Source organism: Pseudomonas sp. PA15(2017), from assembly GCF_001945395.1.
Lineage (GTDB): Bacteria > Pseudomonadota > Gammaproteobacteria > Pseudomonadales > Pseudomonadaceae > Aquipseudomonas.
In genome coordinates, this window is the sequence record NZ_MSXV01000044.1 from 252,849 (window position 1) to 269,993 (window position 17,145).

The 17,145-nt window shown below is 64.6% G+C and carries 12 protein-coding genes; 8 read left to right on the plus strand and 4 right to left on the minus strand.

What is annotated here, in order from left to right; translation table 11 throughout:
• The first annotated feature begins 67 nt into the window (after positions 1–67).
• From BVH03_RS14960 to BVH03_RS14975, 4 genes are read left to right on the plus strand one after another with little or no spacing between them, the layout of a single operon-like run.
• Positions 68–1,696 carry an ABC transporter substrate-binding protein gene (locus BVH03_RS14960; RefSeq protein ID WP_075961895.1) on the plus strand — a complete coding sequence of 543 codons (1,629 nt, stop codon included), beginning with the start codon at positions 68–70 and terminating at the stop codon, positions 1,694–1,696.
• Complete coding sequence (locus tag BVH03_RS14965; protein WP_075961896.1) at positions 1,693–2,643, plus strand: ABC transporter permease; 951 nt, start codon at positions 1,693–1,695, stop codon at positions 2,641–2,643. Before BVH03_RS14960 ends, BVH03_RS14965 begins: the two co-directional genes overlap by 4 nt.
• Positions 2,644–2,645: 2 nt before the next feature.
• A complete protein-coding gene (locus BVH03_RS14970; RefSeq protein WP_083640069.1) occupies positions 2,646–3,548 on the plus strand; it encodes an ABC transporter permease in 903 nt (300 codons plus the stop codon).
• Complete coding sequence (locus BVH03_RS14975; RefSeq protein WP_075961897.1) at positions 3,545–5,167, plus strand: ABC transporter ATP-binding protein; 1,623 nt, start codon at positions 3,545–3,547, stop codon at positions 5,165–5,167. Before BVH03_RS14970 ends, BVH03_RS14975 begins: the two co-directional genes overlap by 4 nt.
• A 52-nt stretch (positions 5,168–5,219) precedes the next feature.
• On the opposite strand, the gene BVH03_RS14980 is transcribed toward BVH03_RS14975, so the two are convergent.
• On the minus strand, positions 5,220–6,542 hold the full coding sequence (locus BVH03_RS14980; protein ID WP_075961898.1) for an LLM class flavin-dependent oxidoreductase: 1,323 nt from the start codon (positions 6,540–6,542) through the stop codon (positions 5,220–5,222).
• Positions 6,543–6,854: 312 nt separating this feature from the next.
• Here BVH03_RS14980 and BVH03_RS14985 point away from each other — a divergent pair, with 312 nt between their 5' ends.
• The 3 genes from BVH03_RS14985 to BVH03_RS14995 are packed head-to-tail and all read left to right on the plus strand — an operon-like array spanning position 6,855 to position 10,349.
• The gene (locus tag BVH03_RS14985; protein ID WP_075961899.1) at positions 6,855–7,838 is read left to right on the plus strand and encodes an ABC transporter substrate-binding protein; all 984 of its coding nucleotides are present in this window, start codon (positions 6,855–6,857) and stop codon (positions 7,836–7,838) included.
• 20 nt (positions 7,839–7,858) lie between these two features.
• Positions 7,859–9,193, plus strand: coding sequence for an LLM class flavin-dependent oxidoreductase (locus tag BVH03_RS14990; RefSeq protein ID WP_075961900.1), 1,335 nt, complete (start codon positions 7,859–7,861; stop codon positions 9,191–9,193).
• Positions 9,194–9,242: 49 nt separating this feature from the next.
• Positions 9,243–10,349 (plus strand): LLM class flavin-dependent oxidoreductase, encoded by a 1,107-nt coding sequence (locus BVH03_RS14995; RefSeq protein WP_075961901.1) that lies wholly within the window; start codon positions 9,243–9,245, stop codon positions 10,347–10,349.
• Positions 10,350–10,438: 89 nt separating this feature from the next.
• On the opposite strand, the gene sppA is transcribed toward BVH03_RS14995, so the two are convergent.
• Genes sppA through rluC form a run of 3 tightly spaced genes read right to left on the minus strand, consistent with a single transcriptional unit; the run spans position 10,439 to position 13,047 of the window.
• Positions 10,439–11,416 carry a signal peptide peptidase SppA gene (gene sppA, locus BVH03_RS15000; protein ID WP_075961902.1) on the minus strand — a complete coding sequence of 326 codons (978 nt, stop codon included), beginning with the start codon at positions 11,414–11,416 and terminating at the stop codon, positions 10,439–10,441.
• Entirely contained in the window at positions 11,406–12,101 is a 696-nt protein-coding gene (locus BVH03_RS15005; protein ID WP_075961903.1) for an HAD-IA family hydrolase, read from the minus strand. Before BVH03_RS15005 ends, sppA begins: the two co-directional genes overlap by 11 nt.
• Positions 12,094–13,047, minus strand: coding sequence for a 23S rRNA pseudouridine(955/2504/2580) synthase RluC (gene rluC, locus BVH03_RS15010; protein ID WP_027910376.1), 954 nt, complete (start codon positions 13,045–13,047; stop codon positions 12,094–12,096). The genes BVH03_RS15005 and rluC overlap by 8 nt, the downstream gene beginning before the upstream one ends.
• A 747-nt stretch (positions 13,048–13,794) precedes the next feature.
• On the opposite strand from rluC, the gene rne reads away from it, so the two are divergent.
• Positions 13,795–16,998, plus strand: a complete 3,204-nt coding sequence (gene rne / locus BVH03_RS15015) for a ribonuclease E (RefSeq protein ID WP_075961904.1) — start codon at positions 13,795–13,797, stop codon at positions 16,996–16,998.
• The last annotated feature ends 147 nt before the right edge of the window (positions 16,999–17,145 follow it).

The following is a 17,145-nucleotide window of genomic DNA, read 5'->3' on the forward strand; positions in this document are numbered from 1 at the left end:
GGGCAACGCAGCCATTTCCACGGACACCTTGCATGCTTTCCAGCCATCGTCACCCAGGAATACGCCGATGACAAAACCCCGCCTCGCGGCTCGCCTGCTGGCCTCCTGTGCCCTCGCCGCCGGGCTGATCGGCTGCTCGCCGTCAGACCAGCAAGCCTCCAGAAAAACCCTGAGCATCGCCTTCTTCGGCGACAACACCACCCTGGTCAGCGTCGACCCTTTCCAGGTCTACTGGCTGGAGCACCGTGTGTTGCTGCGCAACGTCGCCGAAAGCCTGACCGATCAGGACCCCAAGAGCGGCGAGATCATTCCCTGGCTGGCGAAAAGCTGGGCGATCAGCGACGACGCCCTGACCTACACCTTTCAGCTACGCGATGACGTCACCTTCAGCAATGGCGAACGCTTCGACGCCAGGGCCGTGAAGACCGCGTTCGACAGCAACAGGGCCTTGGCCAGCGAACTGCCGGCGACCTTTGGCGCTACCTACCTGGCCGGTTTCGATCACGCCGAAGTGGTCGACGACTTCACCGCCAAACTGGTGCTGTCGCGACCGAACGCCGGTTTTCTGCAGGCCACCTCGACCACCAACCTGGCGATTCTCGCACCGGCGTCCTACGCACTGACGCCGAAGGAGCGCTCGCTGGGCAAGATCATCGGCACCGGCCCGTTCGTGCTCGAACACTACACCCCGGAAGTCGGCGCCAGGTTGGTCAAGCGCCGCGGTTACGCCTGGCCGTCGGCCAACGTCAGTAACAAGGGTGAAGCCCATCTCGATGCCGTGGAGATCAGCTACATCCCCGAGGAAAGCGTGCGCAATGGCCTGTTCCTGCAGGGTGAGGCCGACATCCTGTGGCCGCGTAACCCGTTCTCGGAAGTGGACCTGAAACTCTTCCAGTCCAAGGGCGCGACCATCCAGAGCCGAGCGCTGCCGGGGCCGTCGCTGAATCTGTTCCCCAACACCCGCAACGGCCGCGTGCTGGAAGACAAGCGCGTGCGCCTGGCGCTGCAGAAAGGCATCGACCGCAAGACCTACGCCAGCACCGTGTACAACGCCGAGTTTCCGGTGGTGCGCAGCGTCTATGACGTGACCACGCCATTCTTCAAGGACCAGAGCGCCAAGCTGGTCTATGACCCGCAGGGCGCCGAAAGGCTGCTCGACGAAGCGGGCTGGAGCAAAGGCGCCGATGGTTATCGCAGCAAGGACGGCAAGCGCCTGAGCCTGAGCTACAACATCCAGGGCGCGGAAACCGCCGGCGACGTGCTGGTGCAGGATCAACTGCGCAAGCTCGGCATCGAGCTGAAGCTCGCCGTGGTGACCCGCGCCGAATGGGTCACGGCCAACGCCCAGGGCAACTATGACCTGACTTCAACCTACATGACCCGCGCCGACCCGATCATCCTGCAGACCATCATCGATCCGCGCACCGCCAACAGCTCGACCCTGGCCACCAACCTCTACGAGCCGCCAACCCTGGAGCGGGCCAAGGCGCTGTTCGATGCCGGCATCACCGCCACCCAAGCCGAGCAGCGCGCCGAGGCCTACGGGCAATTGCAGGATTTGCTGGTCGACGAAGCCTCCGCGTTTCCGATCTACGAGCGCGTCTGGCAGGCCGCCACCGCGCCGCGGGTGAAGAACTTCCGCTGGACCGCCGAAGGCTTCGCGCTGTTAGGCGATATCGAGGTGGACGAACCATGAGCCGCTACCTGATCGGCCGCGTCGGCCAGGCGCTGCTGGTGCTCTGGGGCGCCTACAGCATCACCTACTTCATCCTCTATCTGCTGCCGGGCGACACCCTGGCGATCATGCTCAGTGCCTCGGGCATGGAAGTCGATTCGCTGTCACCCGAGGACCTGGCCAGGGCGCAGGCTTACTACGGCCTCGACAAGGGCCTCTTCGAGCAGTACTTCAGCTTGCTGTGGAACGCCGTGCAGGGCGACTTCGGGCAATCGCTGTCGCTCAACCGCCCGGTCAACCAGCTGCTCGTCGAGCGTCTGCCGCAGACGTTGTCGCTGGCGGGCCTGGCCATCGTGCTATCGATGATCGGCGGCATCGGCCTGGCCTACCTGACCGCTTACGTGCGCTGGCAACCGCTGAAGGTGGCGCTGGCCCGCCTGCCGTCCCTTGGCTTTTCGGTGCCAGTGTTCTGGATGGGCCTGTTGCTGATCCAGGTGTTCGCCTTCAGCCTTGGCTGGTTTCCGGCCACCGGCAGCCGCGGCTTCGACAGCCTGATCCTGCCGGCCGTGACCCTGGCGATTCCCAGCGCCGCGGTATACGCCCAGGTGCTGCAGCGCGGTTTCCAGGGCGTGTGGCAGGAACCCTATATCGCCACGGCCTACGCCAAGGGCCTCAGCCGCTGGGAGGTGCAGGCGCGCCACGGTTTCAAGAACGCCGCGCTGCCGATCCTCACGCTGATCGGTTTGCAGGTAGGCAATACGGTGTCCGGCGCGGTGCTGGTGGAAACCATCTTTGCCCGCAACGGCGTCGGCCGCCTCGCCCAGGAAGCGGTGCTGCGCCAGGACATTCCGGTGGTACTGGCCATCGTCGCGGTGTCTGCTGCCGCCTTCGTACTGGTCAACCTGATCGTCGATCTGCTCTACCCCTACCTCGATCCACGCATCGCCCACACGCCAAGGGTGTCCTGACCATGAACGCCGAAAGCCGCATCGCCTCGCTGCCCCACTCGCCTGCCACGGTGTCGCTGGGCTGGCGACGCCGTAGCCACCTGCAGCGAGCGGCCACGGCCTTGTTGCCGCTGCTGCGCCGCCCCGGCTTCAGCCTGGCCCTGCTGATCGTGTTGTTCGCATTGATCTCAGCACTGGTGCCCGGGCTGCTGACCGGCTTCGATCCCTACGCCACTTCGCCGACGGACAAGCTCACCGCACCGAACCTGGTGCACTGGTTCGGCACCGACGAATTGGGCCGCGACCTTTACACCCGCGTGGTCTACGGTTCCAGCCTGTCGGTGCAGGCCGCACTGCTGGCTGTGGGCATCGCCCTGGTCGGCGGGCTCGGCCTGGGTGTGCTGTCCGGGTTCGCCGGTGGGCGTACCGATGCCGTGATCATGCGTTTCGTCGACGTATTGTTGGCCTTGCCCGGCCTGCTGTTGGCCCTGGCCATCGTCACCGCCATCGGTTTTGGCACCCTCCCGGTGGCCATCGCCGTAGGCGTCGGCATCATTCCCGGCTTCGCCCGCACCACCCGCGCCGAAGTGCTGCGCGTGAAAACCCTGCCTTATGTGGAAGCGGCCCGCCTGGGCGGCGCCAGCTGGGGTCGCACATTACTGCGGCACATCCTGCCCAATGCCTGGGGTCCGGTGGCGGTGCCCGCCACCCTGGATTTCGGCGCGGCGATTCTGGCCACCGCCGGCCTGTCGTTTCTCGGTTTCGGCGCGGCGCCACCGGCTGCCGAATGGGGCATGCTGATCGCCAACGGCCGGCACTTTCTGATCACTGCGCCCTGGGTATCACTGCTGCCAGGTTTGTTCGTGGTCGCCGTGGTGTTCAGCCTCAACCATATCGCCCGCACGCTGGAGGAAAATCCGCGATGAGCAGCTCCTTGATCGATATCCGCCAGCTCTGCGTCACCTACCGCTTCGCCGGGCAGCTCACCGAGGCCGTGCGTGGCGTCTCGATCCAGATCAGCCAGGGCGAAACGCTGGCCATCGTCGGTGAATCCGGCTCCGGCAAGTCGACCCTGGCCAACGCCATTCTCGGCCTGCTGCCGGACAACGCCGAGCCGCACGGGCAATTGCGGGTCGACGGTATCGACCTGAGCGGCGCCAGCGAGAAGCAGAAACGCACGCTGCGCGGGCGCACCATCGGCCTGGTGCCCCAGGACCCGATGGTCAGCCTCAACCCGACGCTGCGTATCGGCCAGCAGATCGGCGAAGCGCTGATTCTCGCCCATGGCTGCCGCTACCCCGGCGTCGATGCCGACGTGATCGAGCTGCTGGAACAGGTCGGCCTGGACAAACCGCTGCTGCGCGCCCGCCAATATCCCCACGAACTGTCCGGCGGCATGCGCCAGCGCGTGCTAATCGCCATCGCCCTGGCTGCCAACCCGCGGCTGATCATCGCCGACGAGCCGACCAGCGCCTTGGATGTGACGGTGCAGCGCAGGATTCTTGATCACCTGCAGCGCCTGGTCGCCGAGCGGGGCATCTCGCTGCTGATCATCACCCATGACCTGGGCGTGGCCACCGACCGTGCCGATCGCATCCTGGTGATGAAACACGGCGAGTTGGTCGAACAGGGCGCGCCCCGGCAGATCCTCGATGCGCCGCAGCACGACTACACCCGCGCACTGCTGGCGGCCGCACCGGCGTTCGCCAATCGGCGCAAACCGCGCTCGCCCCAGCACACCGCCCAGGCGCCGATCCTTAGCCTGCAGGGCGTCGGCAAGACCTTCGAGCTGCCACGGGTCAAGGGCGAGAGCAGCACCTTCACCGCCCTGCAGAACCTCAGCTTCGACGTCTATCCCGGGCAGACGCTGGCCATCGTCGGTGAGTCCGGTTCGGGCAAAAGCACCGCCCTGCGCATCGCCCTCGGCCTGGAAAAACCCAGCCAGGGTCGCGTGCAGTTCGAGCAACGCGACGTGACCGATCTCAGCTGGCGCGAATTCCGCCCACTGCGCCAGCGCATTCAGCTGGTGCAGCAGAATCCGTTCGCCGCCCTCGATCCACGCTTCACCATCTTCGACAGCATCGTCGAACCGCTGGTGTCGTTCGGGCTGCTCAAGGGGCCGGCGCTGGAACAGGCCGCGCAGGAGCTGATCAGCCGCGTGCACCTCCCCCTCGGCTACCTGGATCGCCTGCCCCGCGAGCTGTCCGGCGGCCAGCGCCAGCGCGTCGCCATCGCCCGTGCCCTGGCCCTCAAGCCGGATCTGCTGCTGCTCGACGAACCGGTCTCGGCGCTGGACGTTTCGGTGCAGGCGCAGATTCTCGATCTGCTGCTCGAACTGCAGCACGAGCTAGGCATCGCCTATGTGCTGGTCTCCCACGACCTGGCCATGGTGGCCAACGTGGCCGATCAGGTGCTGGTGCTGCGCAATGGCCAGGTGGTCGAACAAGGCTCGGTGACGCACGTGTTCGACCAGCCGGCCAGCGACTACACCCGGGAACTGATAGCGGCCATACCAGGCCGTCATGCGGCTGGCGTGGCGGCCTGAAGGCTCGACACTCCTCGCCCCAGGGGTATCCCCTGCCCCGATTGCACGTGAGTCAACGGCGATTGCCTGGAATCTCCAGCCCCAGGCTCTCGCGCAAGGTGCTGCCCTCGTACGCGCGGCGATAAACCCCACGTTCCTGCAGGATCGGCAGCACGTCCCGGGTAAAGCGCCGAAACTGTTCCGGGTGGCCAATGTAGAGGTTGAAACCATCCAGCGCCCGCGCTTCGAACCAGCGAATCATCTCGTTGGCGACCGTCTCGGCTGACCCGACGAAGGCATTGGGCCTTAGCTGCAGGCCGGCGGCCACCGCCTGGCGCAGCGTCCAGCCATTGGCGACGGCCTGGTCGGTGGCTGCCTTGGCGGCGGTGTAGAAACTGCTGCGAGCATGTTCGAGCGCCTCGGCCGGGAACGGCGCGTCGAGGTCGTACTGGCGGAAGTCGTGCCAGCCGAAACTGCGCCCATATTCGGCCAGGGCCTGCTCGAAGCTGTGGTCAACGGCATGATAGTGACGCTCGATGTCACGTGCCTCGGCGTCGGTGTCACCGATGTAGATCTGTGCGCCGGGCAGGATGATGATGTCATCGGCATCGCGCCCTAGGCGCTCGGCGCGCGCCTTGATATCGCGGTAGAAGGCCTGGCCCTTCTCCACGCTCGGTGCATGGGTGAACACCACGTCGGCCACGCTGGCGCCCAGGTCGCGCCCCTGGGGCGAGTCGCCCGCCTGGAAGATCACCGGCTGCCCTTGCGGCGAGCGCTGGATGTTCAGCGGGCCGACCACCGAGAAGTGCTCGCCCTGGTGATGCAGCGCATGCAACTTGCTGCGGTCGAGGAATTGCCCGGTATCGCGGTTGCGCACCAGCGCATCGTCCGCGTAGGAACGCCAGAGTTTCTGCACCACGTCGACATGCTCCAGCGCACGCCCATAACGGGTGTCGTAGTCGTAATGTTCGTCGCGCCCGTAGTTGCCGGCGGTGCCGGCATCGCCGCTGGTGACCACGTTCCAGCCCGCCCGCCCCTTGCTGATCAAGTCCAGCGAGGCCAGCCGGCGCGCCACGTTGAAGGGCTCGTTGTAGGAGGTGGTCAGGGTACCGACCAGGCCGATGTGGCGGGTGGTCACCGCCAGGGCTGAAAGCAGCGTCAACGGTTCCAGGCGATTGAGGTAATGGGGCGGCGAATCCGGCGTGATGAACTGACTGTCGACGATGAAGATCAGGTCGAACAGAGCGGCCTCGGCCTGCTGCGCCAGGTCGATGAACCACTCGACGCTGACGCTGGCATCGGCCGGCACTTCGGGGTCGTGCCAAAGATTATGGCGCCCTGGCCCGCCCACGCCCATCGGCACCGCGCCCAGTTTCATCTGCCTTTTGCTGCTCATGGGAGAACTTTCGAACACTCTGAAGATGCCCGCATTAAATACTTATTACTGATATTTCAAAACATATTAGATAATGAAATTACATAATTAGCTTAGAACCACAAAGACTTTCACAGCCCTTTCTTAGCTCTATAAGGTCGATTGCAGACCGACCCCTTTCCTGGCGGAGGCCGTCCCCCGACCCATGCCAGGAGCGCTACGCCCATGCCCGCCCCGCCTTCATTTCCGCTGATTCCCCACGACGCGGCGTCGCTCACGCGCACCTTTATTTGACCAACCTGGCCGCGCTGGCGGCCTGACCGGAGCTCACCCATGCTGATCCGCACCCTCCTCACCACCCTGCTTGGCAGCAGCCTGCTGTTCGGCGGCTTCGCCAGCGCCGCAGACCTCGAGCCGCTGCGAGTCGCCAACCAGAAATCCAGCATCAAGCTGCTGCTGGAAGCCGCCGGCGAACTCGACGACGTGCCATACGCAATCGACTTCTCCGAGTTCCCGGCCGCCGCCCCCTTGGGCGAGGCGCTGAACGCCGGCGCCGTCGACATCGGTGGCCTGGGCGATGCGCCCTATGTGTTCGCCCTGGGCGCCGGCGCGCCACTCAAGGTGGTGGAAATCATCAAGCGTGATGGCCGCTACACCACTTCGATCCTGGTGCCGAAGGATTCGCCGCTGAAGACCGTGGCCGACCTCAAGGGCCAACGCATCGTCACCAACCGCGGTTCCATCGGCCACTTTCTGGTGATCCGCGCGCTACGCGAAGCCGGTTTGAAAACCTCCGACGTAACCTTCGTCAACCTGCTGCCCACCGATGCCCGCAGCGCCCTGGAAAGCGGCGCCGCCGATGCCTGGTCGACCTGGGATCCGTATACCACCATCGCCATCACCCAGAACGGCGCACGCATCCTGCGCAGCAGTGACAACCTGCTGACCAACCATTTCTACCTGGCCGCCACGCAGACCGCCATCGATGGCAAGCGCGTACAGCTCGAAGACTTCGTCGAACGGGTCGAGCGCGCCTTCCTGTGGGCCAACGACCATCACCAGGCGTACGCAGAGGCCCAGGCGCGGGTGACCGGCTTGCCGGTCGCGGTGCATCTGGAATCGGTCAAGGCCACCGTCCATTCGCGCGCCGAAATCACCGACGAGGTCATCACCGGCTTGCAGCAGGTCTCGGACATCTATCTGGAAGAAGGCGTACTGAGCCGCGCCGTGGACGTTTCCCAAGGCTTCGACCCGAGCTTCAACGCCGCCCGCGCCGAGCAACCTGCCAAATCGCTCGCCCAGGCGCAGCCCCAGTAACCCGACAGGAGCACCCTCCAATGAGCAAGCGACAGATCAAACTCGGCGCCATGATTCACGGGGTCGGCCACGGCTGGGGCGAATGGCGCCACCCGGACGCACTGGCCGATGCCAGTGTGAATTTCGGCTTCTACAAACAGCAGGCCAAGCTGGCCGAAGGCGCCAAGTTCGACTTCGCGTTCATCGCCGACAGCCTGCACATCCACACCAAATCCAGCCCGCACTACCTCAACCGCTTCGAGCCGCTGACCATCCTCTCGGCGCTGGCCGCCGTGACTGACAACATCGGCCTGGTCGCCACCGTGACGGTGAGCTACAGCGAGCCGTTCCAGGTCGCCCGGCAGCTCGCCTCGCTGGATCACATCAGCGGCGGGCGCGCCGGTTGGAACGTGGTCACCTCATGGCTTTCCGGTACTGCCGACAACTTCGGCAAGGCCGAACACCCGCCCCATGCCACCCGCTACCGCATCGCCCGCGAGCACGTGAATGTGGTCAAGGGGCTGTGGGATTCCTGGGAAGACGACGCCTTCACCCGCGACAAACAGAGCGGCGAATTCTTCGACCCGAGCAAGCTGCACACCCTCGATCACCAGGGTGAATTCTTCAAGGTCAAAGGCCCGCTCAACATCCAGCGCTCGTGCCAGGGCCAGCCACTGATATTCCAGGCCGGCACCTCCGAGGACGGCCGCAATTTCGCTGCCCAGAATGCCGACGCGATCTTCGTCAGCCCCGAGTCCTTCAGCGAAGCCCGCGCCTACTATGCCGACCTCAAGCAGCGCGCGGCCAAGGCCGGTCGCAACCCGGACGAGCTGTTCATCCTGCCCGGCATTCGGCCGATCATCGGTCGTGATGCCGAGGAAGCGGAAAGCCGCTACCAGCAGGCCGTCGAACTGGTGAGCATCGAGGACGCCATCGTCGCCCTTGGCCGGCCGTTCAACGACTACGATTTCAGCCGTCACGGACTCGATGCGCCCTTCCCTGACCTGGGCGACCTGGGCAGCAACAGCCACAAGGGCACCTCGGAACAGATCAAGCAGCGCGCCCGCGACGAGCACCTGACCCTGCGCGAGGTGGCCCTGCAGTTCTCGCGGCCGCGCCGCGATTTCGTCGGCACCCCGCAGGAGGTCGCCAACGCCCTGCAGGACTGGTTCGAGGACGGTGCCGCCGACGGCTTCATCGTCAACTCGCTGCTGCCCGACGGCCTGCAGTACTTCACCGAGCTGGTGGTGCCCCTGCTGCAGAAGCGTGGCTTGCTGCGCCGCGACTATGAAGGCCAAACGCTGCGCGACAACTTTGGCCTGGCCGTACCCGCCAACCGCAACACCCTGCGCCGCCTGCAGGGCCAGGTGGCCTGAACATCGCCCGCCGCGCCGCGGCGGCCCACCGCAATCGAAAGGAGCAACCATGAGCCTCGAATTCATCGGCCTGATCGGCCCCCAGGAAGCCAGCGAATCCCAGGCGCCACGTGGCCCGGTGGTGGATATCGACTTCATCAAGGCCTTCGCCCAGGCCCAGGAATATGGCGGTTTCGACAAAGCCCTGCTGGCCGTCAACACCAGCGCACCGGACTCGATGATCCTCGCCAGCTACGTGGCCGCAGTGACGGACAAACTGGGCCTGCTGGTCGCCCACCGTCCGGGCTTTCAGGCGCCTACCTTCGCCGCCAGGCAGTTCGCCACCCTCGATCACCTCAGCCGGGGCCGCGCCTCGATCAACGTGATCACTGGCGGCGACAGCGGCGACCTGCAGCGCGACGGCGACTACCTCGACAAAGACGCGCGATACGCGCGTACCGAGGAGTACCTGGACATCTTCCGCAAGACCTGGACGAGCACCGAGCCCTTCGATCATCAGGGCGAGCACTACCGCATCGAAGACAACCTGACGCTGGTCAAGCCGGTCCAGAAACCACACGTACCTATCTACTTCTCCGGCGCATCCGACGCTGCCGTGGAGGTCGCCGCCAAACACGCCGACGTGTACATGATGTGGGGCGAACCGCTTGAACAGGTTCGCGAGCGCATCGCCAAGGTGCGCAAGGCCGCCGCGAAATACGGTCGCGATAAGCACATCCGCTTCAGCCTGTCGCTGCGGCCTATCCTCGGCGCCACCGAAGAGCAAGCCTGGGCCCGAGCAGAGCGCACGCTGGTTGATGCGCGCGAGCTGATCCATCTGCGCCAGGGCAAACGTCGCGACAAGAACTTCGGCATCAGCAACGCCGGCTCATCGCGCCTTGTGGAACTGGCGGGCAAGCGCAAGGTGCATGACAAACGCCTGTGGACCGAGATCGCCGCCCTCAGCGGCGGTGCCGGCAATTCCACCTCGCTGGTCGGCACAGCGGAGCAGGTCGCCGAGGCCTCGCTGGAGTACTACAACATTGGTGTGACCACCTTCCTGTTCCGCGGCTTCGAGCAACTGCGCGACGCCGTGGAATACGGCCAGGACCTGCTACCGCGCATTCGCGCCCTGGTCGAGCAGCAGAACAACGCCAAGAGCATCAGCAACGCCTGACGCTCTCTATATAGGCAACCTGTGTGGATTTTTGAAACCAGTAAAAAGCCCCGGCACCTGGCCGGGGCTCTCTATTTACAACGCCACCATCAACGCAGCGTTGGCCCCTGGAAGCCCATCCACAAGGCCAGATGCTCTGCCACGCTGGCACCGAGCCTCTTGGTGAAGCGATCCAGCGGGCTTTCCTGCACGGTGAAGTCGACCATTTCTTCCTGGCCGATCACGTCACGGGCCACGTAGCTGGTGCTACCCAGCCCGTCGATCAGGCCGAGGCTCAGGGCCTGCTCGCCAGACCAGATCAGGCCGGAAAACAGCTCGGGATGCTCGGCATCCTTGAGGCGATCGCCACGGCCCTTCTTCACGCTGTCGATGAACTGCTTGTGGGTGGTGTCCAGCACCGTCTTCCAGAAACGGGTTTCCTCGTCCTTCTGCGGCTGGAACGGGTCGAGGAATGCCTTGTGCTCACCCGAGGTGTACACGCGGCGCTCGACACCAAGTTTCTCCATGGTGTCGACGAAGCCGAAGCTGGCTGCCGTGACGCCGATGGAGCCCACCAGGCTGGCCTTGTCGGCGTAGATCTGGTCGGCGGCGCTGGCGATGTAATAGGCGCCGGACGCGCCCAGGTCGGAGATCACCGCGTAGACCTTGATGTCCGGGTTCTCGCCACGCAGGCGGCGAATCTCGTCGTACACGTAACCCGACTGCACTGGGCTGCCGCCCGGGCTGTTGATGCGCAGGATAACGCCCTTGGTGTTCGGGTCCTTGAAGGCGGCGCGCAGGCTGCCGACGATGTTGTCGGCACTGGCCGCTTCCTTGTCGGCGATCATCCCGCGCACTTCGATGACCGCGGTATGGGGCGAACTGCTGCCGCTGCCCTGGTTGCTGATCAGCGGCGAGAACAGCGCCAGGGCGCCGAACAGGTAGATGAAGGTCAGCAGCTTGAAGAAGATTCCCCAGCGCCGCGAGCGGCGCTGTTCATGGACGCTGGCCAGCAAGGTCTTTTCGAGGAGCTTCCAGCTCTTCGGGTCGCTCTCGGAGACCGACGACGTCTTTCTCTCACCCCACATGCTCAATCTCCTCGGTTCGGGTCTCGGCTACCGTGCAGCTCAGCCAGGTACTCAATTGCGTGAAATGGTTGATCGACAATTTCGGCTCATAAAGGCTCAGCGCTTCCAGCGTCTGTGCGCCGTAGCCCACCGCCACCGAATCCATGCCCGCGCGCTGGGCCATTTCCAGATCGAACGACGAATCGCCGACCATCAGTGCCTGCTCGGCGCTCACCCCGCAATGCTGCAGAATCTCGTGCAACATCCGCGGGTCCGGTTTGCTGGCCGTCTCATCGGCGCAGCGGGTGATATCGAAGTAATCCTGCCAGCCCAGGGTGTCGAGAATCCGCTGCAGGCCACGGCGACTCTTGCCGGTGGCGACCGCCAGCCGATAGCCCTGCGCACGGAAACTCGCCAGGCTCTGTTCGACATCGTCGAAGAACGCCGAAGGCGTCTGGTCCAGAGCCACGTAGCACTCGCTATAGGCGGCATGGAAGCGTTCGACGTGCGCCGCTTCGCCGAGTTCCGGATAAAGGGTGGTGATCGCTTGCGGCAGCGCCAGGCCGATGATGCCCTTGACCGCCTCGTCGCTGCGCCGCGGCACGCCGCACAGATCGGCGGCCTGATGCATGGCGGTGACGATACGGGCGATAGAATCGACCAGGGTACCGTCCCAGTCGAAGATCAGCAGCTTGTAGTCACGCACTGAGGCGCTCCACGGTGCGTGCCCACATCTCGTCGACCGGCGCCTCGAGCTTCAGCACGCCGCCCTCGGGCAGCGGGATGTTCAGTTCGTAGGCGTGCAGGAACAGGCGCTTGCCGCCCAGTTCGCGAATCTCGCGGGTGAAGTCGTCGTCGCCGTACTTGCTGTCACCGGCGATGCAATGCCCGCCATACTGGGCGTGCACGCGAATCTGGTGGGTGCGGCCAGTGACCGGCTTGGCTTCGACCAGGGTGGCGAACTCGCCGAAACGGCGCAGCACGCGAAACACGGTCAGCGCTTCCTTGCCTTCCGGGTTGACCTCGACCATGCGCTCGCCGGAACGCAGATTGCTCTTGAGCAGCGGCGCGTTGATCTGCTTCTTGGCGGTCGCCCAGTGGCCACGCACCAGTGCCATGTAGCGCTTGTCGACGCCATCGCCACGCAGTTGCTCGTGCAGATGGCGCAGCATGCTGCGCTTCTTGGCGATCATCAGCAGGCCCGAGGTATCGCGATCCAGGCGATGCACCAGTTCCAGGTCCTTGGCGTCCGGGCGCAGTTGGCGAAACGCCTCGATCACCCCGTAATTCAGGCCGCTGCCTCCGTGCACGGCGATGCCGGCCGGCTTGTTGAGCACGATCAGCGCCTTGTCTTCATAGACGATGGCGGCTTCCAGGCGCTGCAACAGGCCCTGGGCCAGCGGTTCCGGCTCGTCGCGCTCGGCCAGGCGCAGCGGCGGCACCCGCACGATGTCGCCAGCCTGCAGCTTGTACTCGGGCTTGATCCGACCCTTGTTGACCCGTACCTCACCCTTGCGCAGGATGCGGTAGATCAAGGTCTTGGGAACACCCTTGAGTTGGTTGCGAAGGAAGTTGTCGATGCGCTGACCCGCGAGCTCAGGCGCGACCTCGAGCAGCTGAACGCCGGAGGTTGGGGGAGTAGGTGTCGTCATGCCCGCGATCATACAATTTTTATGCATTTGAAGCACTTAATCATTGCTGCTATAGTCGCGAATGCCGTCAAAAGCGGCCTGATTCGCGGATGTTGCCAAACCGCCATCGCGAATCGAGCAACCCACTTCAGGACATAAGGCCGTCCGACGGGCATCTCAGAGAGCGAAAGGCCAGCATGGCTGCTCGAGAAACTCGGAAACAAGGCCTGAGACACAGATGCGTGACCTGCCCAACTGGACGGTCGCGGTAATGCCAACCCGCTGCGGATTTTCGTGAGCGGCACCCGATTTTCAGCGATACGTGTAGGGTGGAGATGCACAACGGTCGGCCTGCGTAGCAAAGAGCTTTATCAGAGACGCGTCATATCGTCCGCTACCGACCCTTGATTCCTCCTCCTGACTGAGAACCTGTTTAGGGTCTCGCGAGCTAGCGCCAAGCAAGACGCTACGTTAGTAACAGCCCCCATTATGGGGCGGCCAAGGAAACGACCTTTACCCGCGTGGTAAACGGACCTTCCGGACCGGTGTTAACGCAGCAGGGCCGATGCTTAGCCGATCAAAAGCGAGTTCTGAGGGCTTTCTGTCACATACAGCAAGCAGGAGACGTCCGTCGCGGCCCAGCACAACTGGCTGCTGCCGCTAGACAATGAAACGATTTACGACCGTTTCTGACGCACCTGACACCGACCCTGAGCGTCGTGTGTGCCTAACGCGGCTTCCGGCAGCACCGGAAACCACTGGTACCACATGAAAAGAATGCTGATTAACGCAACTCAACCCGAAGAGTTGCGTGTTGCGCTGGTAGATGGCCAGCGCCTGTACGATCTGGACATCGAGTCCGGCGCCCGTGTACAGAAGAAATCCAATATCTACAAAGGTCGCATCACCCGCGTAGAACCCAGCCTCGAAGCGGCATTCGTCGACTTCGGCTCCGAGCGTCACGGCTTCCTCCCCCTCAAAGAAATCTCCCGCGAGTACTTCAGCAAGGCCCCCGAAGGCCGCGTCAACATCAAGGACGTGCTCAAGGAAGGCCAGGAAGTCATCGTTCAGGTCGAGAAAGAAGAACGTGGCAACAAGGGTGCAGCCCTGACCACCTTCATCAGCCTCGCCGGCCGCTACCTGGTGCTGATGCCCAACAACCCGCGCGCCGGTGGCATCAGCCGCCGCATCGAGGGTGAAGAGCGCAACGAACTGCGCGAAGCGCTGAACGGCCTCGACATCCCGGGCGACATGGGCCTTATCGTGCGCACTGCCGGCCTGGGCCGCAGCAGCGAAGAAATGCAGTGGGACCTCGATTACCTGCTGCAACTGTGGAGCGCCATCAAAGAAGCGTCCCAGGACCGCCCTGCCCCGTTCCTGATCTACCAGGAAAGCAACGTCATCATCCGCGCCATCCGCGACTACCTGCGCCAGGACATCGGCGAAGTACTGGTCGACAGCGTCGAAGCCCAGGAAGAAGCCCTGACCTTCATTCGCCAGGTGATGCCGCAGTACGCCAGCAAGATCAAGCTGTATGAAGATAGCGTGCCGCTGTTCAACCGCTTCCAGATCGAAAGCCAGATCGAAACCGCTTTCCAGCGTGAAGTGAAGCTGCCGTCCGGCGGTTCGATCTACATCGACCCGACCGAAGCCCTGGTGTCCATCGACATCAACTCGGCGCGCGCCACCAAAGGCAGCGACATCGAAGAAACCGCCCTGCAGACCAACCTGGAAGCGGCCGAAGAGATCGCCCGCCAGCTGCGCCTGCGTGACATCGGCGGCCTGATCGTCATCGACTTCATCGACATGACCCCGGCCAAGAACCAGCGCGCCGTCGAAGAGAAGGTTCGCGAAGCCCTGGAAGCCGACCGCGCCCGCGTACAGGTCGGCCGCATCTCGCGCTTCGGCCTGCTGGAAATGTCCCGCCAGCGCCTGCGCCCATCCCTGGGTGAAAGCAGCGGCATCGTCTGCCCGCGCTGCAACGGTCAAGGCATCATCCGTGACGTCGAGTCGCTGTCGCTGGCCATCCTGCGCCTGATCGAAGAAGAAGCCCTGAAAGACCGCACCGCCGAAGTACGTGCCCAGGTGCCGATCCCGGTCGCCGCCTTCCTGCTCAACGAGAAGCGCAACTCGATCACCAAGATCGAACTGCGTACCCGTGCGCGCATCGTCATCCTGCCGAACGATCACCTGGAAACCCCGCACTTCGAAGTGCAGCGCATCCGTGACGACAGCCCGGAAGCCCAGAGCGCCCAGACCAGCTACGAAATGGCCACGGTCGAAGCCGAAGAAGAAAAACCGGCAGCTGCCACCCGCACCCTGGTTCGCCAGGAAGCCGCCATCAAGGCCGCGCCGCCACGCAGCGCACCGGCTCCGGTCAGCGAAGCCGCTCCGGCTGCACCGGTTGCCGCTGCAGCGCCTGCCGGTGGCCTGTTCAAAGGCCTGGTGAAGTCCCTCGTCGGCCTGTTCGCCAGCGCCGAAGAGCCGCAGAAGCCGACCGTGGTCGAGAAGAAGCCGGGCGAGCGTCAGCCGCGTGGCGACGAGCGCCGTAACGGTCGCCAGCAGAACCGCAACCGTAGCAACCGCCGCGACGACGACCGTAAGCCTCGTGAAGAACGTGCGCCACGTGAAGACCGCGCCCCGCGCGAGGAACGTGCACCTCGTGAAGAGCGTGCACCGCGTGAAGAGCGTCAACCTCGCGCTCCCCGTGAAGATCGCCAGCCGCGTGAAAACGTGGAAGTCCGCGAGCCTCAGGAAGTGCGTCAATCCCGTCCGCCGCGCGAACCGCGTGAAGGCCAGGAGAACCGCCGCGAGCGTCGCCCGCGCGAAGAGCGTCAGCCACGCGAACTGCGTGCCCCGCTGGACGCCGAGCCGCAGAACGAGAACGCCGCCGTTGCCAGCGAAGAAGCACCACGTGCCGAACGCCCGCAACGCGAGCCGCGTCAGCCACGTCAACCTCGCGAGGAGCGTCAACCACGCACCGAGCAGGCTCAGGCCGATAGCGCCGAAGAAGAAGTGCTGAACGGCGAAGAGCAGCAGGATGACGAGCAGGACGGCACCGAGGGCAGCGAACGTCCACGTCGCCGCTCCCGTGGCCAGCGTCGCCGCAGCAACCGTCGCGAGCGCCAGCGTGATGCCGATGGCAACCCGATCGAAGGCAGCGAAGAAAATGCCGAGCAGCCGGTCGCCGGTGCCAGCATCGCAGCCGCCGCTACCGTGGCTGCCGTGATCGCCGAAACCGAGCAGCCTGTAGAGCAGAACGTCGCCAGCGAAAGCCAGGCGGCCGCCCCTGCCGAGGCAGCTGAGGCACCCGTTGCAGTCGAAGCCGAGCAACCGGCACCGGCCGTAGACGATGCTCCGGCGCCAGTGATCGCCGAGCGCGCCGACGTGGTGGTCGAAGCCCTGCCGCAAGTCGAGCAGCCGCGTGAACCGGCTCCGGTTTTCGAGGCTGTCGCCGAGCAGCCAGTCGTCGCCGCCGAGCCGGTCAGCGAGCCCGCTGTCGTCGAAGCAGCCGCCGTCGAAAAACCGCTGGTCGAGGCACCGGTCGCCGAAACGACCGTCGTCACCGAGGCAGCGCCTATAGCCGAAGCTGCTCCGATCGTTGAAGCCGAGCCCGTCGTCGAGCAGGCGCCTGCCGCGCCTGCCGCGCCAGCCGAGCAGCCTGCGCCAGCAGCGCCGGCCAGCAGCAACGGCCGTGCACCGAACGACCCGCGCGAAGTGCGTCGCCGCAAGCGTGAAGAAGAGCGCCTGGCTCGCGAAGCCGAGGAAGCTGCCAAGGTCGCCGCCGTAGCGCCTGCCGTCGTCGAGGCCGCTCCGGTCGTGGACGCACCACAGGTTGTGGAAAGCGAAACCGTGGTCGATGCCCAGCCAGCCAGCGAGCCGGTCGAGCAAACCGAACAGGCCGACATCATCGTCACGCCGGTCGACGAAAGCGCCCAGCGCGATCAGGATGCGCCCAAGCCGCAAGCCTGATAGCTGACGCGTAAACGAAAGGGATGCTTCGCAGAGCGTGTGAAAAGTCGCTGATGCAGGTAGTGATCCCATCAGACGCCCCGACATTGTTCGGGGCGTTTGCTTTTGTACGATTCGAAAGGTCGCGACCAACCTTTCAGGTGAGCA